The organism is Leifsonia sp. Leaf264, from assembly GCF_001422325.1.
Classification (GTDB): Bacteria; Actinomycetota; Actinomycetes; order Actinomycetales; family Microbacteriaceae; genus Orlajensenia.
Window position 1 is genome coordinate 245,829 of the sequence record NZ_LMMR01000007.1, and the last position, 23,219, is coordinate 269,047.

The following is a 23,219-nucleotide window of genomic DNA, read 5'->3' on the forward strand; positions in this document are numbered from 1 at the left end:
AAACGGAACGGAGATTCCGTTCCGTTTCATTTCGAGAGCGAGCACCATGTCCACCGCGAACATCGCCACGGTTCCGGCCGCGAGAATCACCGACGCCACGAGGGCCGACCCCGTCGTCACCGACACTGCCGGACCGAGCCGTCCCGGCCGCTTCACCTTCGCGCTCAGCGCTGCGGTCTTCGCGTTCTCGCTCATGCAGACCCTCGTGGTTCCCGCCCTGCCGACCATCGGGCGCGACCTCGGCGCGACGAGCCTGGGCACCGGATGGATCCTCACGGCCTTCCTCCTGGCCGGTGCGGTCTTCTCGCCCGTCGTCGGCAATCTCGGCGACAGGTTCGGCCACCGCAAGGTCATGCTCACGGCGATGCTGGTCTTCGCGGCATCGACCATCGTGGCTGCGGCCGCGCCGAACCTGGGCGTGCTGCTCGCTGCCCGGGTGGTGCAGGGCGTCAGTACGGCGACCTTCCCGCTCGCCCTCGCGCTCACCCGCTCGAATCTCACGGGACGTCGGCTCGCGGCGGCCTTCGGCTGGATCCCGGGGATGATCGGTCTCGGTGCCGGTCTCGCCCTCGTGGTCGGCGGAGTCGTCGTCGACGCCCTGTCGTGGCGCTGGGTCTTCATCATCGGCGCCATCCTCATCCTCGTGTCCATCGCGATGGTGCTCGCCTGGGTTCCCCGCGGAGCCGCGCCCACCACCAGTGGCGCCACGGACTGGCCCGGCATCCTGCTGTTCGCCGGCGGACTCGTCGGCGTGCTGCTCGCGGTCTCACAGGGAGGCGCATGGGGCTGGGCATCGCCATTGACCATCGGCGTCGGCGCGGCCGGCATCCTGCTTCTCCTGGCCCTCGTCTTCGTCGAGCTGCGCAGCAGTTCCCCCGTGGTCGACGTGCGCACCTTCAGGCACGGCCCGATCGCGCTCCTCAGCCTCCTGACTGTCGTCGTCGGCTTCGTCCCCTACGTCTGCTACGTCGCCCTTCCCCTGTTGCTCCAGGCTCCGGCGAGCACTGGCTACGGGCACGGCATGAGCGTGACGGTCTCGGCGCTGGCGATGCTCCCGAGCGCGGTCCTGGTCTTCCTGGGCGGCCGGATGACCCCTGTGCTCGTCGCCCGGGTGAGCAGTGGCGGCACCGCTGTGATCGCCGCGGCTGTGATGGGCATCGGAGCCGTCGCCCTCGCGGTCTGGCCCGGCAGCCCCCTGGCCGTGATCCTCGGCTTCGCCGTGCTCGGCCTCGGAAACGGCATCGGCTACGCGATCTGTGCCCAGTTGGTCGTGACCTCGTCGCCGGCGAACGAGACCGGTGCTGCGACCGGGCTGAACGGCGTCGTGCGCACGATCGGTTCTGCAGCAGCCGCGCCGGTCGTGACGGCGTTGCTGGCCGCTGGAGCCGTCGCGGGCTTCGACCCGGCGTTCGCGTTCTCCCTCGCCTTCTGGGTGGCGGCTGTCGCCAGCGCCGTCGGAACGGTCGTCGCCGTCGTCCTCGCAGCCAGGGCGCGTCGCGCCTGACGCTCGACCGGTGGTGTCAGCCCGAAGCGGCGTGGCGGCGGAGCGTCAGGCGCGAGCTCGCTCCGCTGACCGCGCCTCGTCCACGATCTCGTCGGCGTTGTCGGCGATCCATCCCATGAGCGGGATGAGGCGGTCGGCGAGGTCGCGGCCGCGGTCGGTCAGGCTGTAGTCGACGCGGGGCGGGATGACGGGCTGGGCCTCGCGCAGGACGAAGCCGTCGGCCTCGAGGGTGCGCAGGGTCTGCGCCAGCATCTTCTCGCTGATGCCCTCGATGGTGCGACGCAGCTCGCCCCACCGCAGGCCTCCGGCCGACAGGGTGAGCAGCACGAGCACGCCCCATTTGCTGGTGACGTGGTCGAGCACGGTGCGGCTGCTGCATGCCGCCGGGAATCGCCCGCCGCTGAAGCCGGGGAGGGCGTCGAGCCGACTGTCACTTACCGTCATGTGGCTACCTTACCAAAAAGTGGGTACCACCCAGCGGGAAGTAATCCGGACGCGCCTCCGTTGGCACCCCTGTACGCAGACAGCATCATCCCTCTGGGAAAGGACCCATCATGCCCATCGTCGTCACCGGAGCCACCGGCCACCTCGGACGCCTCGCCGTCGAATCCCTGCTCGCCCGTGGTGTCGCCGCCGACACCATCGTCGCCGGCGGCCGCTCGATCGAGAAGCTCGCCGACCTCGCCGACCGCGGGGTGCGCACAGCGCGCATCGACTACACGGATGCCGCCTCCGTGGCCGCAGCCCTCGACGGTGCCGACGCCGTGCTTCTCGTCTCGGGCAGCGAGGTGGGGCAGCGCGTCGAACAGCACCGCATCGTCATCGATGCCGCGGTCGCGGCCGGAGTCGGACGCATCGTCTACACGAGCGCCCCGCAGGCCACGACCTCGCCGCTCATCCTCGCGCCCGAGCACAAGGCGACGGAGGAGCTGCTGCAGGCATCGGGGCTCGCCGTCACCATCCTGCGCAACGGCTGGTACACCGAGAACTACGTCAGGATCGTGACGGATGCCGCCGGCACCGGCGTCATCGCGGCCTCCGTCGGCGACGGGCGCGTCTCCAGCGCCAGCCGCGCCGACTACGCCGAGGCGGCAGCGGCCGTGCTCACGACCGAGGGCCATGAGGGTGCCGTGTACGAGTTGAGCGGCGACGTCGCCTGGAACTTCGCGGAGCTCGCCGATGCAGCATCCGAGCTGCTGGGCACTCCCGTGAGCTTCCAGTCGCTCAGCCCCGAGGAGCACCTCGCGGCGTTGGCGGCCGCCGGCCTCGACGAGGGAACAGCCGGCTTCGTCGTCGCGCTCGACGGCAACATCCGCGACGGTCTGCTCGACGGCACCAGCGGTGAGCTCGCGCGGCTGATCGGTCGACCGACGACTCCCCTCATCGACGGCCTGCGTGCTGCGAGTGTCACGGCTGCCGTCGCAGTCTGACGGCATCCGACAGTCGACAGCTCTGACTGCGCATGCCATCGACCGCGCGGACCGCGGATGCCGTCGCCCCCGTGGCGGCATCCGCGGGCCGTGGCGGCATCCGCGGTCCGGAGTAGCGTGGCCGTCATGACCGACGCCGTGAACTCCGAGCTGCTCACCCTCGCCCACGACATCGCGACGCGGGCCGGAGCCCTCGCCCTGCAGCGCCGACGGGAGGGGGTCGATGTCGCGGCCACCAAGTCGGGGCCGACCGACATCGTGACCCAGGCGGATCGCGAGACCGAGGCGTTGATCCGATCGCTCATCGCCGACGCTCGCCCGAACGACGGCTTCTTCGGGGAGGAATCGGATGCCTCAGGCGGAACGAGCGGCCTCACCTGGGTGGTCGATCCCATCGACGGCACTGTGAACTTCCTCTACGGACTGCCGGCGTGGGCCGTGAGCGTCGCCGTTGTCGAGGGCGACCCCGACCCCGCCAGCTGGACGGCGCTCGCCGGAGTGGTCGTCGGCCCTGCCGCAGGCGAGACCTACCGCGCGAGCGCCGGGGGAGGAGCGTGGCTCGGCGACACCCGCCTCGCGGTCAACCAGGGCGTCGAGCTGCCGTACGCCCTCGTGGCCACGGGGTTCTCCTACTCGTCGGAGACGCGGGCCGTGCAGGCCGACATCCTGCGGACGGTCCTGCCGCGCGTGCGCGACATCCGTCGCATCGGCTCGGCCGCACTCGATCTGAGCTACCTCGCGGCGGGCCGACTCGACGTGCACTTCGAGCGTGGGCTCAATCCGTGGGATCACGCGGCCGGAGGGCTCATCGCCCGGGAGGCCGGCGCGAAGGTCGGGGGAGTGGGCGGCGCCGCCGAGGGCACGGCCATGACCATCGCTGCCGAGCCGAATCTCTTCGACGCATTCGAAGCGCTCCTGATCGAGGCCGGATACACGGCTTGACCTGCGGTACTCCTCCACAGTCACGGGCGATTCAGCTGCCATCCCGCGAGCGCGGGCGGGCGGTTCGCGGGTGGTCGCGTGGTTAGGATGGATGTGACTCGTGCGGGGGTGATTCCACTCGCATACATAGAAATATCAGGTGGGCTTCGTTAGCCTTTACCAATCCGTTACCGGTATCCCCTGGCCGGTGGCGCCCTGTTCCTCCCTGTGCCGAAGGTATCGTTTTGCATTCATCCCCCCTGACTCCAGCCTCGTCTGGCGTTGGAGGGTCCCCGGATGCACCTCTCACCAGGCGTGAACTGCGGGAGCTGGAACGTGCGCGTGAGCTGGCGGCCGAGCTCGCGGCCGAGGCGACGGTCGCCCCGGCTGCGCCTGTCGAGATCGACGTGCCCTCGGTGGCGAACGTGCCGCACGACTTGGACGTGTCAGACGACACCGCCGACGAGGCTGTCACCGGTCCGTCGACAGCGGTCCTCTCCACGGTCGACACCGTCGACATCGCCTCCACGACGATCCCGGCCCGCGATCGGGCGGCCCTCAGGGTCGAGCTTCCCGCGGCCGATCTTCCCCCGACTCCGGCCCAGCCGTCGTCACGACGCGAGGCCCGCACCGCCGACGCCGACGAAGTGACTCCGCCTTCGCGCGGTCGCCGCGCAGCCCCCGCCGGCTCGCTGCCGGAACGTGGCAGTGTCCCCACGGCGGCGGTCCCCGTCGCGGCCCAGGCATCGGTCTCCCGCCGTGTCTCGAGGCATCTCGCCGCCAAGGGCATGGCCGGTCTCGTCATCGTCGTCGTCGCCCTGCTCGCAGTCGCGACGACCACCCCGGCCAACGCCCTCCTCTCAGCCGCCGATGTGCAGGCGGCCGCGGCCGTCGCCGCAGCGACCGGAACCGACAGCGGCGAGGCGCAGACCGTGACCGTCGGCGACGACGTGACGGCCGACTCCGTGCAGCGCGACGGCTACGACACCTCGACTGTGGCTCAGGTCGCAGCTGAGAGCGGCATCCGTCTCGAGGCGTCCTTCACCAACGACCCGAACGGCACGGTGCAGTGGCCGTTCCGGGTCGGAGTGCACATCGGCGATCGCTTCGGCAGCCGCGACTGTGCCGGATGCTCCTCCAACCACCACGGCCAGGACTTCAACCCCGGCCTCGGTGCTCCCATCCAGGCCATCGCCGACGGCGTCGTGAGCTACGTCGAAGACGGCGACGGCGACCTGGGCGTCCACATGATGATCGACCACGTCATCAACGGCGAGGTCGTCACCAGCGTGTACGCGCACATGATCCACGGATCGATGCTCTTCAAGGAGGGCGACACCGTGAAGGTCGGCGACGTGATCGGCAAGACCGGCGACACCGGCATGTCGACGGGCCCGCACCTGCACTTCGAGATCCGCCTCGGCGGCAAGGACGGCCCCTGGACCGATCCCCTCGAGTGGCTCTACGCCAACACCAACTGACGCGGCGGTCCCGCCTGGTGTCGTTCAGCCTGCGATTGCAGGACTGAGCCGGACACGGCTGCGATAAGCGCCTGTGTCGCGTGTGGTCCTGCATTCGGCGGGGTGCTTCTCCTCCCCAAGTAGCGGTGCTCGGGCTCCGTCCACAGCTGAGCGATCGGCAGATCCAGTGATCCTCGCGGCGATGACGCTGGGGGCATGGACGAGATTCAGCGGTTCGTTGCAAGCGTCGGAGGAGTGGCCGACTACCGGGCACTGGATGAGTTCGGTGCTTCGCGGGCGAGCGTCAGAGCGGCCGTGAAGGCCGGGGCGCTCAGTGTAGTGAGGAACCGATGGTTCGCGATCACTGAGGCGGATGCAGACGTCGTCAGGGCCGTGCGCGTGGGCGGCGTGCTGACAGGGGCTTCGGTGGCTCGGATACGAGGGCTCTGGACTCTCTCGGACGACCTCCTGCACGTACGGGTGAAGTCGACGGCGAGCCGGCTGACGTCGCCCGACGACAGGGCTGTTCCCCTCGACAGCGCCAACCACGGGGTGTGCGTGCACTACTCCCCATCGTCCGAGCGCTCAGTCTGCGTCGACTCGATCGCCGACGCGATCGTCGAGATGTTCCGGTGCGGCGACGGGCGATCGGCCTTGGCGGCTCTGGACTCGGCCCTGAACAAGCGACTGCTGGGGCGCAGAGATCTCGCTGCCATGCGACCGCGGATTCCGGCCGGCAAGGCATGGATCTTCGACAGAGCCGACGCCGGAGCGCAATCCGGGCTGGAGTCCCTCGTGCGACTGCTCTTGGCGACGACGCGAGTGAAGTACCAAACGCAGGTGTGGATCGCTCCCGCCGGCCGAGTCGACATCCTCATCGGCGACAGGCTGGTGCTCGAACTCGACGGACGAACCTTCCACACCGGACAAGCCTTCGAGGAGGATCGCCGGCGAGACTTCGCGCTGACGATGCAGGGCTATCTGGTGCTCAGGCTCAGCTATCGGATGGTCATCGAGCACTGGGATGAGGTCGCGGCCGGCATCCTGCATCTCGTCCGCCGGAACGAGCACCGCTGGGGTCGATCGCGCGCGGCTGGGCCCACTCAGTTCAGGTTTGCAGGATGAGCAGCGACACGGCTGCGATATGCAGCCAAGTCGGCGCTCATCCTGCAAACGCAGCCGAGTACAGGCGCGGGGCGGGCGGCGCGCGGCGGGCAGCCTTACGCGGCGAGCCAGACCGTGGTGTCGGCGGGCAGGCTGCGATCCGTGAGCGGCGCGCTGGCGAGAAGCACCTCGCCCGCGGGCAGCTCGACCGGGGTCGAGCCGGTGTTGGCGACAACGATCACGTCCCCGTTGCGCCCGACGAGAACGTCGGCGCTCGGGGCGTCGCTCCAGTCCAGGGCACCCGACGCGAGAGCGTGCTCCCGTCGCAGCTTCAGGGCGCTCCTGTAGAGCTCCAACGTCGATCCCTCGACACCGACCTGCACATCGCGCGCGTACTCCGCCCACACGGCCGGCTGCGGCAGCCAGGATGCGGTCGACGGGCCGAAGCCGTAGGACGGGCCGCCGGTCTCCCAGGGGATGGGCACGCGGCATCCGTCTCGCCCGTAACGCTCGCCGTTGGTACGGAACCAGGTCGGGTCCTCGCGGGCGTCGTCGGGCAGGTCGATGACCTCGGGCAGGCCGAGCTCCTCGCCCTGGTACAGGTACGCGGAGCCGGGGAGGGCGAGCATGAGCGCCGTGGCCGCGCGGGCACGGCGCAGGCCGACCTCGGGGTCGGGCAGGCCCACGGTCTTCGGACCGATGCCGTGTCCCTGCAGGTTCTCGGCGGTGAGCGCGAGGCGGGAGGCGTGACGCACCACGTCGTGGTTGGACAGCACCCAGGTCGACGGCGCCCCCACGGCGGCGAACGCGGCGAGCGACTCGTCGATGACAGAGCGCAATGCCGCTGCGTTCCACGGCGTCTCGAGGTAGGCGAAGTTGAAAGCCTGGTGCATCTCGTCGGGGCGAACCCAGTTGGCCATGCGCGCGAGCGGGTCGACCCAGGCCTCGGCGGCCAGGATGCGCTCGCCCGGGTAGGTGTCGAGCAGCTCGCGCCAGTCGCGGTAGATGTCGTGCACGCCGTCCTGGCCCCAGTACGGCGGCAGGTCGGGCAGCTCGGTGCTGATGGCGGGCTCGAGGGTGGCCATGCCACCGCCCATGCTTCCGGTGCCCTCGGCCGGCGTGTAGTCGGGCAGGCCCGGCTTCTTGACCATGCCGTGCGCTACGTCCACGCGGAATCCGTCGACGCCGCGGTCGAGCCAGAAGCGCAGGATGTCACGGAACTGCTCGCGCACCCATGGGTCGTCCCAGTTGAGGTCGGGCTGCGAGGAGTCGAACAGGTGCAGGTACCACTGGCCCGGCGTGCCGTCGGTCTCGGTGACCCTGGTCCATGCGGCGCCGCCGAAGACCGATTCCCAGTTGTTGGGCGGCAGTTCGCCGCTCTCTCCGCGGCCGTCACGGAACATGTAGTGCTCGCGCTCGACGCTGCCGGCCGGCGCGGCAAGCGCTGCCTGGAACCAGGCGTGATCGCTGGACGAGTGGTTCGGGACCAGATCGACGATCACACGGATGCCGAGCTCGTGCGCGGCATCCTTCATCCGGTCGAAGTCCGCGAGGGTTCCGAACAGCGGGTCGATGTCGCAATAGTCGGCGACGTCGTAGCCGGCATCGCGCTGCGGCGAGGTGTAGAACGGCGAGAGCCAGATGGCGTCGACGCCGAGGTCGGAGAGCGCCGGAAGGCGGTGGGTGATGCCGGCGAGATCGCCCATGCCGTCACCGTTCGCATCGGCGAACGAGCGCGGGTAGATCTGGTAGATGACGGCGGTTCTCCACCATTCCGAGGCCGGCTTCGCCTCGGCGGATGCGCCACCGGTGGCGCTCGCTGAGCGCGCCTCGTCGGCCACGGTGCTCTCTGTACTCATGGCGACACCATACGCGAATTCGAAGGAATGCAAGCGATTGCATGTTTCGGGCAGGTATCCGAGGTCACAACCGCGTATCGGTTCTGCACGCGCAGTTTGGCGGATGACGGTCCAGCGGGTATACATGTAATCGCTTGCATTCAGCAGGCACGTCGAGAGAACGACCTTTCGCGCCTCACGCGGTGAAGGAATTTCTCTCACATCAGCGTTCATAACGAGAGGCGACACCAATGATGGTGAAGAAGAAGGGTCTTGTGGGGCTCGGAGCCGTTGCGCTCACGGCCGCCGTGGTTCTGTCGGGTTGCTCGACCAGCTCCAGCGGTTCCGACGACACGAAGGCGAGCGGCAGCACGAGCTCGCTGACCGTCTGGGTGGACTCCGAGCGCGTTGACGCGCTGAAGGGCGCCGCCGCGGACTACAGCGAGAAGACCGGCATCGACGTGAAGCTCGTCGGCAAGGACACGTCGACCATCAAGGACGACTTCATCCAGCAGGTTCCGACCGGCAAGGGCCCCGACATCGTCATGGGCGCTCACGACTGGCTGGGCGAGCTCTCCACCAACGGTGTCGTGGCTCCGCTCGAGCTCGGTGACGCTGCCGGTGACTACCTTCCGGTCGCCATCGACGCCGCCACCTACGAGGGCACGACCTACATGCTGCCCTACGCCGTCGAGAACATCGCCGTGCTGCGCAACGCCGACATCATCCCCGAGCCGGCCGCGAACTTCGACGACATGATCGCCAAGGGCAAGGCCGCCGGCCTCGACCAGCCGTTCGTCGTGCAGCAGGGCGCCGAGGGCGACCCGTACCACCTGTACCCGTTCCAGACCGCATTCGGCGCCCCCGTCTTCGGCACGAACGACCAGGGCTACGACGCGAGCGACCTCCAGCTCGGCAGCGCCGGCGGCGAGCAGTTCGCCACCTGGCTCGGCAGCCAGGGCAAGAACGGCACCGGCGTCTTCAACACCGACATCGATGGCGACATCGCCAAGCAGGCCTTCCTCGACGGCAAGGCGGCCTTCTGGCTGACCGGCCCGTGGAACGTGGGTGCGGCGACGGATGCCGGCATCAACGTGGCGATCGACCCGATCCCGAGCCCGACCGCCGATGTGGCGAAGCCGTTCGCCGGCGTCAAGGGCTTCTTCCTCAGCGCCGAGTCGAAGAACAAGGTCGCAGCGACCGACTTCCTCGTCAACTACATCGGCACCGAGGCCGTGCAGCTCGAGCTGTTCAAGGCCGGAAACGTGCTCCCCGCGCTGACCGCCGCCGCTGAGACGGCGTCGAAGGACCCGATCATCAAGGGCTTCGAGACCGTCGGCCAGGACGCCGTTCCGATGCCGGCCATCCCGGCCATGGGCTCGGTCTGGCAGTACTGGGGCATCGCAGAGGCCGCCATCATCAACGGGGCCGACCCGGTGACGACGTGGCAGAAGCTGGCCAGCGACGTGCAGGCAGCCATCAAGTAACAACCCATCGACCCGGTGCGGATGCCGAACGCATCCGCACCGGGTCTTCGGTGTTCGTCGGGGCGACCGGGCGACGAGAACGAGGACGTACATGAGCACCATCACCGACGATGTCCACGCTGAGACGACTCCGCCGCCGACGAGGAACCAGAAGCGAGCCGCCAGGGTCGCCGAGGCGGCATCCGTCGGCACGAAGATGCTGCTGCTCAAGATCGTGGTGCTCGGCGTCGTCGACGCCATCGCCCTGTACGCGCTGTTCATCCTCGTCGGACACGAGCAGTGGCTCGTCGCCGCGATCGTCGTCGCCGTGACCGCCCTGTTCAACTGGATCTACTTCTCGCGCCGCAATCTCCCGGCCAAGTACCTGGCCCCCGGAGTGCTCTTCCTCGTCGTGTTCCAGATCTTCACGCTGGTCTACACCGGCTACGTGGCGTTCACGAACTACGGCACCGGTCACAACGGCACGCAGGAGCAGGCCGTCTCGTCGCTGATGAGCTCGGCGCTCGAGCGCGTGCCGGACTCCCCGACCTACGCCGTCACGATCATCGATCAGGGCGGCACCCTCGGCATGCTGGTCACGGACCCCGACGGCACGGTCAGCGTCGGGAACGACGAGACGCCGCTGCACGAGGTCGACGATGCCACCATGGACGGCGGGCTCGCCGTCGCCGTGCCCGGGGCCGAGAGCCTGGATTTCGCACAGGTGATCGCGCGCACCGACGAGATCACGGAGCTCGCGGTTCCGTTCTCCGAGGACCCGAACGACGGCGCCCTCCGCACGCAGGACGGCCGCTCGGCCTACCTCTACACCTCGACGCTCGAGTACGACGAGGCCGCCGGCACCATGACCGACACCAAGACGGGCACCGTCTACTCGGATGTCGGAACCGGCGCCTTCACCGCCGAGGACGGCACAGAGCTGCTGCCCGGCTGGCAGGTGAACGTGGGCTTCGACAACTTCGTGCGCGCCTTCACCGACGAGCGCATCCGTGGTCCGCTCATCTACGTGACGATCTGGACCTTCGTGTTCGCGATCCTCTCGGTGGCCACGACCTTCTTCCTCGGGCTGTTCCTCGCCATCGTCTTCAACGACGTACGGATGAAGGGACGCCGGTACTACCGCCTGATCATGATCCTGCCGTACGCCTTCCCGGCGTTCCTGACGGCCCTGGTCTGGTCGGGGATGATGAACGAGACCTTCGGATTCATCAACCAGGTGATCTTCGGCGGAGCGGCGATACCGTGGCTCACCGATCCGACCCTGGCCAAGGTCTCGATCCTCATCGTGAACCTGTGGCTCGGCTTCCCGTACATGTTCCTGGTGTGCACCGGCGCCCTGCAGGCGATCCCCGAGGACATCACCGAGGCCGCGACGGTCGACGGTGCCAAGCCGTGGGCCATCTTCCGGCTCATCAAGCTGCCGTTGCTGCTGGTGACGCTGGCGCCCCTGCTCATCGCGTCGTTCGCGTTCAACTTCAACAACTTCAACCTGATCTACCTGCTCACCAACGGCGGACCGCGCGACTCCAATGCGCCGATCCCCGTCGGATTCACCGACATCCTGATCTCGATGGTCTACAAGGTGGCCTTCACGGGCCAGACCCGTGACTACGGCCTGGCGAGCGCGTTCGCGATCATCATCTTCATCATCGTGGCGGCGATAGCCATATTCAGTTTCCGCAAGACCAAGGCGCTGGAGGATCTCAACTGATGAATGCGCACACTCCCGTTCCCGGCACCGGCGTCGGCCTCACGGAAGCCCTGATCCTCGAGGCGGATGCCGCTGCGGAGACCCCGCACCTGCGCGGGCCGGTGGGCCGCCGTCGCCCGTTCAACTTCGGCCGCTGGTTCGGCGCCACAGGCTGGCGCCACCTCGTCGGCGTGATCGTGAGCATCTTCGCGCTGTTCCCGCTCGTCTTCGTGCTGTCGTCGTCGCTCAACCCCAAGGGCACCCTCACCGGATCGAACGCGCTGTTCTCGAAGTTCGGCCTCGACAGCTACACGCGCATCCTCACCGACCCGCAGGTGCCCTACGTGCCGTGGTACGTGAACACCCTCATCATCGCGAGCATCACCGCCGTCGCGACGGTGTTCCTGGGGGCTCTCGCCGCCTACTCGTTCTCGCGGATGCGGTTCACCGGCCGTCGCTTCGGCCTCGTCACGATCGTCGTCGTGCAGATGTTCCCGCAGATGCTCGCCGTCGTCGCGATCTTCCTGCTGCTGAACTCCATCGGCGACCTGTTCCCGGCGATCGGCCTCAACACCCACGTCGGCCTCATCATGGTCTACCTCGGTGGAGCTCTCGGCGTGAACACCTTCCTCATGTACGGCTTCTTCAACACGATCCCGGCCTCCATCGACGAAGCCGCCAAGATCGACGGAGCCGGCCACGCGCGCATCTTCTTCACGATCATCCTGCGGTTGGTCGCGCCGATCCTCGCCGTCGTTGCGCTGCTCTCGTTCATCGCCACCTTCGGCGACTACGTGATCGCCAGCGTCGTGCTCATCGATCCCGACAAGCAGACCCTCGCCGTCGGCCTGGTGAAGCTGGTCTCCAACCCGCGCTACGCGGACTGGAGCGCCTTCTCCGCCGGAGCGATCATGGCGGCCCTGCCCGTGGTGGTGCTGTTCCTGCTCCTGCAGAAGTACATCGTGGGCGGGCTCACCGCCGGAGCCGTGAAGTAGGCCCTTTCTGTCTGCGCTCGGCTCGGTGCGACCTTCGTCGCGCGGTTCCGCGTCGAATGCAGGACCACGCCAGCCCTGGGCGCGATATGCAGCCAGGGCGAGCCTGGTCCTGCATACCTGCCCGTAACATCCGCCCGATAACGTCGACGAATGGATGACGCCGTGCCCCTCGCCCAGCTTCCGCACCACGACGGTTCGCCCCTCTATATAGAGGAGCAGCATCCGTCCCTCGGACAGGACCTGGTGATGCGGATGCGCGTGCCGGCGACCTTCGGCACCGTGGCCAGCGTGCACGTGCGGTCGAACCCGAACCGTGAGCCCCGATTCGCCGAGGCGACCTTGGTCGCGAGCGCCGACGGCTGGGACTGGTGGGAGGCCACGGTGGAGGTCGAGAACCCGGTGCACCACTATCGCTGGCTGATCGTGACGGATGACGGCCGGCAGCACTGGCTCAACGCCCGCGGCCTGTCGCGGGTCGAGACCCTCGACAGTGAGGACTTCAGGCTGGTCGCGGGCAGCGACGCGCCCGATTGGGCAGCCGAGAGCGTGCTGTACCAGGTCTTCCCCGACCGTTTCGCGCGCTCGGATGCCGCCGACTCCCGCGCGACGCCGGACTGGGCGATCGCCGCCGATTGGGCGGATCCCGTCGACACGCAGCCGCCCGGGCGTTCGAAGCAGTTCTATGGCGGCGACCTCGACGGCGTGCGCGACAAGCTCGACCACCTCGTCGGACTCGGCGTGAACCTGCTCTACCTCACCCCGGTCTTCCCCGGCCGGTCCAACCACCGCTACGACGCATCGAGCTTCGCCGAGGTCGATGAGCTCCTGGGCGGCGACGAGGCGCTCGTGCGCTTGGTCGGCGCGGCGCATGAGCGCGGCATCCGTGTGATCGGCGACCTCACGTCGAACCACTCCGGCGACGGCCACGAGTGGTTCGCGTCGGCGCTGGCAGACCCCGAGGCCGAGGAGGCGGCGTTCTACTACTGGCTCGATGCCGTGCAGGCCGAGCTCGCTCCCGAGGAGACGGCGTCCTCGGCCGACGCCGTCGATGCCAGCTACGCCGTGACGGATGCCGCACCTGACGCCCCTGACGCTCCTGCTGCCGGCGCAGCTCCCGCTCCCGCTGATGGGCCAGCCGCGCCCCGCCGCTCCTACGTCTCCTGGCTCGGCGTGCCCAGCCTCCCCAAGTTCAACTGGAACTCCGAGGTGCTGCGTCGCCGTTTCATCGAGGGCGAGGAGTCCGTGGTGGCGCGCTGGTTGCGTCCGCCGTTCAACCTCGACGGCTGGCGCATCGACGTGGCCAACATGACGGGGCGCTACCTCGACGAGGACCACAATGCCGAGGTGCGCCGCATCATCCGCCGGACCATGAACGAGGTGAACCCCGACACCATCCTGCTCGGCGAGTCGACCAACGACGCCGCCGGCGACTTCCAGGGCGACGCCTGGCACGGCGCCATGACCTACGCCAACTTCACGCGTCCGCTGTGGTCGTGGCTGCTGGTGCCGGGCAGCACGGCCTTCGGCGGCCTCGGCTTCGCCCTCGGCATGGTGCCGGACTTCACGGGGCGTCAGTTCGTCGAGGCTCACACGCAGTTCGCCGCCGGCTTCCCGTGGCGCACCCGCCTCGGAGCCATGAACGCCCTCGACACCCACGACACCCCGCGTTTCGCCACCTGGGCCCGGCCCGGTGTCACTCCCGTGGCACTCGGACTCTCGGTGACGCTGCCCGGCATCCCCGTGGTGTTCGCCGGAGACGAGTTCGGACTCGCCGGTGAGGACGGCGAAGCCTCGCGCACCCCGATGCCGTGGGGCACGATCGGCGAAGCTGACGTCTCAGCGCGCATCGACCTCTACACGGACCTCATCGGGCTGCGCCGCGCGCACCTCGCGCTGTCGACCGGAAGCATGCGCTGGCTGCACGTCGGCGACGACGTGCTCGTCTACGTGCGCGAGTCCCCGTCGGAGTCGGTGCTCTGCGTCGCGGCGCGGGCGGACTACGACGTCACCCTCCCCTCGGTCGCAGTCGCGGGGGCGGATGCCGCGACGCCGGCGTTCGGAGACGGCAGGCTGGCGGCATCCGACGACGGCATCAGCCTGGCCGGCAGCGGCCCCTCCTTCTCCGTCTGGGTGCTTCCCGGCGTGAACCCGGCCTGACGTCGGTTCGAGCTGCCAGCTTCAGGGGGTGCCGGCGGGGCCCGACCCCTCCGAGTCGGCAACTCGACCGGGAAGGTGCGAGCCGGTCTACCCGCCGATGATCACCGTCGGGCAGCCAGGGCCCGGGGCGACGGGCGTGCCGTGCATCGACAGGTCACCGACGCGGGCAGCCGGGAATCCGCCGATCAGCACGGTCATGCTGCCCATCGCGATGCCATTGGGTGCGGGCGAGATGCAGACGATGCCGCCGGGCAGGGCGTTGGCGACGGCAGCAGGCATGCCGCCGATGAGCACGGTGGGAGCCGAGGCGGCCGGGGTGATCGGCCCGCCGCCGTGCGGCTTCGGCCCGTCGAACAGGGGACAGAGGGCCGTGTCGCCGGCGCGGAGTGCTGGACCTGTCGGCATCAGCGCTGGGTGATGAGCTGGGCCGTGACGAGCACGGAGTCCGAGCACTCGGGAAGCGGAGTTGTCCCGGCCCCGACACCTGGAGCGCCGCAGGCCATCCCCGCGAAGAGTTCGTCGCCGGCAGTCAGCTCGATCGGCGTCACGAAGTGGAAGTCGAGGTCACGGAAGTTCTCGAGGCCCGACGTGAAGATGGGCGCCTCGACGTCCTTATTCTCCACGGTGAGAGTTCCGGAATCGCCCTGCGGGTTGCTGAGGACGACATCCGTGATCCGAAGCACCGAGTTCGTCGGAACCGTGAAGCGCTCGCTCTCGTGCCCCGGACCGAGTCCCGAGACCTCGAGACGGATCGTGAGGTTCGCCCTCGTGCTCGTCGCGACGGGAACCACGGGTGGCGGCGTCTCGCCGGCCAGCTCCTTCGCCTCGTTCGCCGTCGTCGCGGCCTGGTCGGCCTGCTCCGATGCGGCCTCAGCCTGTTGGCTCGCGTCGGCGATGGGGCCGTCGATCGCATCCTGAGCCGTCGCCTCGATGGCGGGCTTGAGCAGCAGGAACCACAGCGCGATGAGGGCGGCGATGAGCAGGAGCAGTGCGAGCAGCGCCTTCCACAGCCAGCGCGGGAACACCCTCTCCTGGTTGTACGTTCCGGTGAGCTCGATCGGTGGCTGGTCGTTCTCGGGGATGACCGTGATCCCGAACTGATGCGCTATCGCGGCCCCCTTCCAGACCCGCTTGCGTGGCACCAGGTCGACGTCGACGAACAGGGCTCGACCCTCACCCACCTCGATCTCGGGCGTCGAACTCGCGATGCCCAGGTCCTCGGAACTGGTGCCGGCGATCGACGCGAGCAGCGGAACGTTGCCCTGGTTGTCGACGGCGACGCGCACCCGTCGACGGCCGCGCCCCCGGGAGATGCGGGGGATGAGTTCGGCATCCGCCACCGAGAACGGCGTAAGAGTGATGGTCGCCTCGGCGCTCGCCGACATCTCGGGCTGTTCGTTCGCGATCGCACGGATGCCGACGGCGATGTCACCGGGGATCGACTCGGCAGCGCGTGGGGGCAGAACCGTGACGACGGCGCGCTCGCTCTTGCCGGGGTAGATGGTGAGCGCGGCGGGCTCGATGGTGGTCCACGCTGCGGCCGGGCCGACGGCCTGCAGAGTGTAGGACTCCACGATGAGGCTGTCGTTCAGCACGGTGAAGGAGTAGACCGCCGGGCTGCCCGGCGTGACCGAGAGCGCGGTCGGGTCGAGGTTCGCAGTCGTAGCCATGTCGCAACCGTAGGAGCGGGCCTCTCCTCCGGTCGTGGCCTCCCGTGCCGCCGTTGGTGCAGAATTCCTGCCCGTTGAGTCAGCGTTTACTGCGCGAGGAGTGCAGGGGTTCAGACTGCTCCTGTCTCACCCGAAGACCGAAGGGGCCCGAACCCCACTGGAGGACATGATGACCCGAACAACAGTTCGCGTGTACGCACGCGATCCCATCTCCGAAGCCGGCGTCTCGAGCCAGCTGCGACCCAGACCCGAGGTACGCGTCGTCGGCCCTGACGAGATCGACGCTCCCGAGGTCGTGCTCGTCATCGTCGATGCCGTCGACGACGAGGCTCTCAACACCCTGCGATTCCTGCGCCGCAACGGCGACTCCGCCGTCATCCTGGTCTCGTCGCATCTCGACGACAAGGACCTCGTGCGCGCGATCGAATCCGGTGTCGTCGGGCTCGTGCGTCGGGCCGAGGCGACGCCCGATCGCCTCGTCTCGGTGATCGCTGCGGCATCCCTCGGCGAGGGCACTGTGCCGCCCGACCTTCTGGGCAGACTTCTCGACCAGGTCGGACGCCTGCAGCGCACAGTGCTCGATCCGCGCGGCATCGCCTTCACCGGTCTCGCAGCCCGAGAGGTCGAGGTGCTCAAGCTCGTGGCCGAGGGATGGGACACGGCGCAGATCGCCACGAAGCTCGCCTACTCCGAGCGCACGGTCAAGAACGTGCTGCACGACGTGACGACGCGCCTGCAGCTGCGCAACCGCTCGCACGCCGTGGCTTACGCCCTGCGCGAGGGTCTCATCTAGCTCGCTGGCCGTACGGATGCCGCCGCCTGGCGTCCGGCGCCCCGGGTCGGCCACGACGCGAATTGCCCGAGAGGGTAAACCGGCGTGCCCTCATCGGTGCCCGGCGTCGGTGCGTGGCCGGCATCCGTTCCCCGCACAGTGAAGTGGTATCGAGAGGAGCATCGTGAAGCTCGTGCGCGCATCCGTGTCGGCACTGCTGACGCTTGCCCTCGTGGCGGCTGGGCTCGTGGTCGCGACGGCGGCCAGCGCCGGCGTGCCGGCCGACGACGCCTCCGCGCCGAACTTCGCAGTCGAGGTGGGCCTCTCTCCGATCTCTGTCGCCGGTGGCGAATCCCTTCAGGTGTCGGTCACAGTCTCGAACACCGGAGCCGGGGGCTACGGTCCAGGGCGCATCGGAGTCCAGGTGTCGTGGCCGACATCGAGCTTCAGCTTCGACAGCGGGACGGCGCACGCTCCCGCCGGATGCCTCACCCTCGCCTCCATCCCGGGTCCCAACTCCGGGATCTCGTCGCGCGAGTGCGCGATGAGCACGCTCGCACTCGATCAAGCGGGCAGCGGGCAGTTCACCTTCTGGCTGCGCGCCGTCGGCATCCCGCCGACGTCGGATGTCGTAGCCGCGACTGTGGCGCACGGGCTCGTCCCGGGCATCGTATCCTCAGGCGACGGCATCGTGCCGCTGGCTCCGGGTGACGTCGTCACTGCACAGGCGTTCACCAGCCTGAAGCCGGTTTTCGCCCTCGACGTGAGCGTGGACAGGGAATACGGATCGGCCAGAGGGGCCTCGATCACGGCGACCTTCACCGTGACGCATGAACCGGGTGCGGCGCCGGCGATGGATGCATCGGTCGTGCAGGTCGAGGCGACCTGGCCGCAGTTCCTCACCTTGCTGACGGACCCGAAGACGATCACCGCCTGCGGCCCGACAGGACTGGTCAACGGCTTCTGCACCATCACCGAGACGACGTCAGTGCGCAAGACGACGAGCTTCAGCCTGGACTTCGGCATGCCCCCGTCGGGTGGAGGTTCCGGCTCGATCTCGTTCTACGGGATGGGCGGCTCCTACACTCCGCATTCGGTGATCAAGCTGGCCTCGGCACCGGCAACCGATGCCGTGATCCACACGGCCTCTTTGCGAACGGGGGTGAGCGCGACTGTCGAGTCGCCTGACATGGAGGCGGCCGCCGCATCGAACGACATACCCACCACCTGGATGGGGATCGATTCCGCGCCAGTGTGGGTCGCCGACCTGCCGTTCCCGATCGACGTCGACATCGATCCCGATGCGAGCTGGCCGGGCGGGGACGCTATGGTCGCGACGATCACCGTCTCCCACGGCGAAGGCGCACCGTTCTCGCTACCGGGACTCAAGCTCGCCATCCAGTTGACCTGGCCGGACTTCCTGAAGACGGCGTTGGAGCCGCCATCCGGATGCGAGGCGATCGACAGCGGAACCTGCGTGGTCGCTGGACTCGACGAGCCGGGGTCGTCGGTCACGATCACCCAACCCTTCCAGCCGCCAGGCGACACCGGTTTCGGCAGCGCCTCGGCGATCGAATCGGCCGCCTACCTGGTGTCCGACAGCGATGTCGTCGATCTCCCCACCGAGTGGCTCTCGGAGTCCGAGGCGGATGCCGTCGTCGATGCCGGGCTCTTCGTCACCCACGTGTCCGTCGACAGGCCGTCGGGCTGGGTCGCTGGTCCTGATGTCGGTGTGACCGTCGCCGTGAGATTCGACCACGCACCTCTGCGCGAAACCGACGACCCCTTCGTCGGACTGAGGTTCGCGTGGCCGAATGGAATGAGCCTTGAGGAGTCCTCCGTGGACGGGTGCTCGGAGTTCGAGGACGACGTCTGCACCATCACCGGTTTCGACGAACCGGGGGACGTCGAGTACGTGACCTTCCGGCTGCGGATGCCGACGACGGGGGGAGCATCCAGCGGCTCCGTCGACGCCACCGCCGCCTTCGTCCAGAATGGCGTGCCCGGTGATTCCACAGACCTGCCGACGGCGTGGCTGGTGTCGGGCTCCGCACCGTTCCGCGTCGATGTCGCGGCACTCCCGGTCGACGTCAGTCTCAGCAGTCCGAGCGGTCACATCGGTGGCTCGCCACTGGTCGCGACGGTCCGCGTGACGTTCGCCGATGGGCCGAAGACCATCGCAGGGTTGGAGGCGGGGCTGAAGCTCACCTGGCCCGAATTCCTGCAGAGCAGTGCTGAACCGGTCGTCGACGGCTGCGCGAGCTTCGTCGACTCCGTCTGCCGGCTGGACGGCCCCACGACTCTCGGGGAGACGAAAGTCGTCACCATCACCTTCGCGATGCCGGAGCGAGAGGTGGGAATCGGGGATATAGCTGCGACCTCTGCGTTCCTTCGCTACGACGGCGGACGGAAGCGGATCGTCGATCTCCCCACGGCCTGGCTCGGCTCGGACGCGGAGACCTTCTCCGTGATCGACGCGTCGTTCCCGATCGACCTGAAACTCGATCGCACCGTCGGCTACACCGGCGGCAAGCAGATCACGGCCACGACGACCATCACCCACAACGCGACGGTGCCGCCGGATGCCGCCGGATTCGATGCCGCGCTGTCCGGCCTGCGGATCACGCTGACATTCGATTGGCCGGGGCTCATCGCCCTGTCATCGAGGTCGGGCTGCGACGCGGTGGTGGGCACGAAGACCTGCATCATCGACGGACTCGATGCTCCCGGCAGCAAGCGGATCGTGACGATGACCTTCGCCATGGCGCCGACCACGCCGGGTGCTCCGGTCACCCCGCCTCGGACCGGACCCGTGAGCGTCGTCGGCACCAAGCTCAGCTATCTGCCGCCGTCGGCCGTCACCCCTGCTCCGCCGGTGGTCCCTGACCCGGAACCCGATCCCGATCCGACGGCGGAGCCCACGGCGCCGCCCTGCGACGGCGAGCTCTGCCCGACCCCGACGGCCACACCGACCCCGACGGCCACACCGACGCCGACGCCCACGCCGAGCGCGACTCCGACGCCTGACCCTGCGCCCGCACCCAACCCCGTGCGGATCAAGCTCCCCACGTCCTGGATCGGATCCGACCAGGAGCGGTTCACCCTCTTCACGCCGAGCATCCGATTCCTCTCGACGATCGCGAAGCCGGGAGACGTGGTGGCCGCAGTCGCCCAGGACTTCCCTCCCGGTGCGGCCGTCGTGGTGGAGTGGCGACTTCCCGACGGAGACGTGGCGGGCAGCGTACCTGTGACTGGCTTCGCCTCGGGATCGGGCGTGGCTCGGTGGCCGACCCCGGTGCTGCGCTGGGTCATCCCCGGCCAGCGCTTTCTGAGCGTGCACAGCGCAGACAGCCAGTTCGGCGACGTCACGCCGCCCCGCAACCTCCTCGTCGTTCCCCGCACTTCCGTGGGGCCGAAGCTGATCGGCCGGGGCGGATGATCGGCGAGATCGACGACGCCATGCGCTCGCTCGTGCGAAACGCACAGGGCATCGGCAAGGACATCGACGTGGTGCTCGACGCCCCGACGACGGAGTGGGCCGCGCGCCGCAACGCTCCGACGGTGAACCTGTTCCTCTACGACATCCGCGAGGACACCCGCAAGCGCGAGACGGGCTTCCTCGAGGAGCGCGACGAGAAGGGCATCGTGATCTCGCGCACCCCGGCCCCGCGCTACTACAAGCTCTCGTACCTCGTCACGGCGTGGACGCAGCGGCCAGACGACGAGCACAGGCTGCTCGACGCGCTCATCCGCTGCTTCCTGCGATACGACGCCATCCCCGAGGCACTGGTCGTCGAGACCCTCGCCGAGACCGGGCTGCAGGCGTCGATGTCCGTGGCCCTGCCGCCGCCGGAGGATCGCGCCTTCGCGGACGTGTGGTCGTCGCTCGGTGGTGAGCTCAAGCCATCGCTCGACGTCGTCGTGACGGCGCCCATCTCCACGGGCATCGTCTATCGCGTGGGTCCGCCGGTGACGGGCGGTGTCTCCTCCGACTTCGAGTGGATGGGCGTCGGTGCTGCCGAGAACCGCGTCGGCCCGACAGTGCGAGAGGGCTGAGCGATGATCGACGACCCGAGCATCACCCACCTGCTCGGCCGCATCGGAGCCGTCGAGGACCGCATCCGTCAGCTCGTCACGGTGCGACGCGATGCCGACCCGCAGCCCGACGACCCGTTCCGGGGGCTCTACCTCAGCGACGAGATGGTCGACAGGCTGCTCGGCGGCGTTCCGAGCATTGCCGACTGGCCGGATGCCTCTGCTCGACTGACGGCCTGTGAGCAGTCCGCCGACATGGCCGAGGCGGCAGGACGCACCCTGAGGCTCAGGAGACTCGCCGAGACCTTCAGCCTCAGCGAGATCGACATCGACCTGCTCGTGATCGCCCTGGCAGCCGACCTCGACCCGCGGTTCGAGCGCTTCTTCGGGTACCTCAACGACGACGTCGGGCGCCGACGGCCCTCGGTCGCCGTCGCGCTCGAACTGTGCGGTGTGCCGCTCACGTCCGCCGCCAACCGGTCGCGGCTCGTCGACGGACCGCTCGTGACCGGCGGGCTGCTCATCGTCGAGGATCTCGATCGCCCGCTGCCCAGCCGCTCCATCCGGGTGCCCGACCGCGTGGTCGGTCACCTGCTCGGCGACGACTCCAGCGATCGAGCGCTCGACGGCGTGCTGCGCGAGCCGACGGCGGTGGCCTGGGGCGACGAGCGCAGCGTCGTACGGGCCTTGAGTGCCGGCATCGGTCTCGTCTACCTGCGGGAGCCGTCGACCGGATCGGGGGAGGCCGTCGCCGTGCGTGCCCTGCGTGCCCACGGCCTCGACGCCCTGCACCTCGACCTCGCCCGCATCGGCTCGGGCGCCGAAGCCATCGTGCTCGCGCGGCTCGCAGCGCGCGAGGCCCGACTGCGGCGGTGCGGCCTGATCGCGGCATCCGTAACCGCGGATGCCGCCCCGGCCCTGCTCGAGGCCATGGATGCCGCTCCGCAGCCCACGATCCTGATCGGGGCGTCGAGCTGGGACCCGGCGTGGACACCGGAGCTGCCGGCCATCGAGGAGGTGCCTCCCTCGACCGCCGAGGAGCGAGCCGCGCTGTGGGGCGTGGCGCTCGGCGGATCGGCCGCGGGCGTCGACGTGGCCGGCGCGACGGCGCAGTTCCGCCTGCGCCCGGAGCAGGTCCAGCGTGCAGCCGGAACGGCCCGCACGCAGGCCGCTCTGTCGATCTCGGGCGACATCACCGCCGACCACCTCGCGGCGGGAGCCAGGGCTGAGAACGGATCGGCCCTCGACCGCCTCGCCCGCCAGGTGAAGCCCGGAGTCGGCTGGAACGACCTCGTACTGCCTGGTCCGACGATCGGCGCCCTGCGAGAGATCGGCCTGCGTGCGCGCCATCGCGAGCAGGTGCTCGGCGACTGGGGCATGCGCCCGGGTGGCGGGCGCGGCCACGGCGTCGTGGCTCTCTTCGCCGGCGATTCCGGCACGGGCAAGACCATGTCGGCCGAGGTCGTGGCCGGGGAGTTGGGCCTCGACCTCTACGTTGTCGACCTCTCCACGGTGGTCGACAAGTACATCGGCGAGACCGAGAAGAACCTCGAGCGCATCTTCACGGCCGCGGCCGGCACCAACGCCGTGCTGCTGTTCGATGAGGCAGACGCGGTGTTCGGCAAGCGCAGCGAGGTCAAGGACGCGCACGACCGCTACGCGAACGTCGAGAGCGCCTTCCTGCTCCAGCGCATGGAGACCTTCGACGGCCTCGCGATCCTCGCAACCAACCTGCGCTCCAACATCGACGAGGCGTTCACGCGTCGACTCGACGTGATCGTCGACTTCCCGATGCCGGATGCCGAACACCGGGCCGCGCTCTGGAATCGGTGCCTCGGCTCACGGGTGCGGCGCGCAGACGACATCGACCTGGAGTTCCTCGGGCGATCCTTCGAGCTGGCCGGGGGAGCCATCCGCTCGGCCGCTGTGACCGCGGCCTATCTGGCGGCAGCCGAGGACGGGACAGTGTCGATGAATCACCTCGTCGTGGCGGTTCAGCGGGAGTACCGCAAGCTCGGCCGGCTCGTGATCGAGAGCGAGTTCGGCGCGTTCTGGCCGGAGGTCGCCGCAGGATGAGCGTCATCGTGCCCGGAAGGGTTGCCGTTCCTGCCCGATCGGGCAGGAACAGTGCGGATGACGCCACGGAGGCGTGCAAT

The 23,219-nt window shown here is 68.9% G+C and carries 17 protein-coding genes; 13 read left to right on the plus strand and 4 right to left on the minus strand.

What is annotated here, in order from left to right:
• Positions 1-46: 46 nt before the first annotated feature.
• Positions 47-1,504 (plus strand): MFS transporter, encoded by a 1,458-nt coding sequence (locus ASF30_RS16955; RefSeq protein ID WP_055909378.1) that lies wholly within the window; start codon positions 47-49, stop codon positions 1,502-1,504.
• 45 nt (positions 1,505-1,549) lie between these two features.
• On the opposite strand, the gene ASF30_RS16960 is transcribed toward ASF30_RS16955, so the two are convergent.
• Positions 1,550-1,948 carry a winged helix-turn-helix transcriptional regulator gene (locus tag ASF30_RS16960; protein WP_055909381.1) on the minus strand — a complete coding sequence of 133 codons (399 nt, stop codon included), beginning with the start codon at positions 1,946-1,948 and terminating at the stop codon, positions 1,550-1,552.
• Positions 1,949-2,058: 110 nt separating this feature from the next.
• Here ASF30_RS16960 and ASF30_RS16965 point away from each other — a divergent pair, with 110 nt between their 5' ends.
• The 4 genes from ASF30_RS16965 to ASF30_RS16980 all read left to right on the plus strand — a co-directional run bounded on the left by ASF30_RS16965 (position 2,059) and on the right by ASF30_RS16980 (position 6,440).
• The gene (locus ASF30_RS16965; protein WP_055909385.1) at positions 2,059-2,934 is read left to right on the plus strand and encodes an SDR family oxidoreductase; all 876 of its coding nucleotides are present in this window, start codon (positions 2,059-2,061) and stop codon (positions 2,932-2,934) included.
• 126 nt (positions 2,935-3,060) lie between these two features.
• Positions 3,061-3,876, plus strand: a complete 816-nt coding sequence (locus tag ASF30_RS16970) for an inositol monophosphatase family protein (protein WP_055909389.1) — start codon at positions 3,061-3,063, stop codon at positions 3,874-3,876.
• A 224-nt stretch (positions 3,877-4,100) separates the two neighbouring features.
• Positions 4,101-5,336, plus strand: coding sequence for a M23 family metallopeptidase (locus ASF30_RS16975; protein ID WP_157497481.1), 1,236 nt, complete (start codon positions 4,101-4,103; stop codon positions 5,334-5,336).
• Between the two features lie 195 nt (positions 5,337-5,531).
• The gene (locus ASF30_RS16980; RefSeq protein ID WP_055909395.1) at positions 5,532-6,440 is read left to right on the plus strand and encodes an endonuclease domain-containing protein; all 909 of its coding nucleotides are present in this window, start codon (positions 5,532-5,534) and stop codon (positions 6,438-6,440) included.
• Positions 6,441-6,535: 95 nt separating this feature from the next.
• Here ASF30_RS16980 and ASF30_RS16985 read toward each other — a convergent pair whose 3' ends face one another.
• On the minus strand, positions 6,536-8,278 hold the full coding sequence (locus ASF30_RS16985; RefSeq protein WP_055909399.1) for a glycoside hydrolase family 13 protein: 1,743 nt from the start codon (positions 8,276-8,278) through the stop codon (positions 6,536-6,538).
• Positions 8,279-8,508: 230 nt separating this feature from the next.
• Between ASF30_RS16985 and ASF30_RS16990 the strand changes: the two genes are divergently transcribed.
• The 4 genes from ASF30_RS16990 to ASF30_RS17005 all read left to right on the plus strand — a co-directional run bounded on the left by ASF30_RS16990 (position 8,509) and on the right by ASF30_RS17005 (position 14,586).
• A complete protein-coding gene (locus ASF30_RS16990) occupies positions 8,509-9,744 on the plus strand; it encodes a sugar ABC transporter substrate-binding protein (protein ID WP_055909403.1) in 1,236 nt (411 codons plus the stop codon).
• 91 nt (positions 9,745-9,835) lie between these two features.
• Positions 9,836-11,455 carry a maltose ABC transporter permease MalF gene (gene malF / locus ASF30_RS16995; RefSeq protein WP_055909406.1) on the plus strand — a complete coding sequence of 540 codons (1,620 nt, stop codon included), beginning with the start codon at positions 9,836-9,838 and terminating at the stop codon, positions 11,453-11,455.
• The gene (locus ASF30_RS17000; protein WP_082467993.1) at positions 11,455-12,429 is read left to right on the plus strand and encodes a sugar ABC transporter permease; all 975 of its coding nucleotides are present in this window, start codon (positions 11,455-11,457) and stop codon (positions 12,427-12,429) included. Before malF ends, ASF30_RS17000 begins: the two co-directional genes overlap by 1 nt.
• Positions 12,430-12,579: 150 nt before the next feature.
• Positions 12,580-14,586, plus strand: a complete 2,007-nt coding sequence (locus ASF30_RS17005; RefSeq protein ID WP_055909409.1) for a glycoside hydrolase family 13 protein — start codon at positions 12,580-12,582, stop codon at positions 14,584-14,586.
• An 87-nt stretch (positions 14,587-14,673) separates the two neighbouring features.
• Here the strand turns inward: ASF30_RS17005 and ASF30_RS17010 are convergent, their stop codons facing one another.
• Positions 14,674-14,991, minus strand: a complete 318-nt coding sequence (locus ASF30_RS17010; RefSeq protein ID WP_055909412.1) for a PAAR domain-containing protein — start codon at positions 14,989-14,991, stop codon at positions 14,674-14,676.
• Entirely contained in the window at positions 14,991-16,256 is a 1,266-nt protein-coding gene (locus ASF30_RS17015) for a COG1470 family protein (RefSeq protein WP_055909415.1), read from the minus strand. The genes ASF30_RS17010 and ASF30_RS17015 overlap by 1 nt, the downstream gene beginning before the upstream one ends.
• 169 nt (positions 16,257-16,425) lie before the next feature.
• On the opposite strand from ASF30_RS17015, the gene ASF30_RS17020 reads away from it, so the two are divergent.
• From ASF30_RS17020 to ASF30_RS17035, 4 genes are all read left to right on the plus strand, one after another.
• Positions 16,426-17,049 (plus strand): response regulator transcription factor, encoded by a 624-nt coding sequence (locus ASF30_RS17020; protein WP_055910422.1) that lies wholly within the window; start codon positions 16,426-16,428, stop codon positions 17,047-17,049.
• 163 nt (positions 17,050-17,212) lie between these two features.
• Positions 17,213-20,467: a hypothetical protein gene (locus ASF30_RS17025; RefSeq protein ID WP_055909418.1), complete on the plus strand. Its 3,255-nt coding sequence runs from the start codon at positions 17,213-17,215 to the stop codon at positions 20,465-20,467.
• Positions 20,464-21,084 (plus strand): DUF4255 domain-containing protein, encoded by a 621-nt coding sequence (locus ASF30_RS17030; RefSeq protein WP_055909421.1) that lies wholly within the window; start codon positions 20,464-20,466, stop codon positions 21,082-21,084. Before ASF30_RS17025 ends, ASF30_RS17030 begins: the two co-directional genes overlap by 4 nt.
• Positions 21,085-21,087: 3 nt before the next feature.
• Positions 21,088-23,139: an ATP-binding protein gene (locus ASF30_RS17035; RefSeq protein WP_055909425.1), complete on the plus strand. Its 2,052-nt coding sequence runs from the start codon at positions 21,088-21,090 to the stop codon at positions 23,137-23,139.
• Positions 23,140-23,219: the final 80 nt, after the last annotated feature.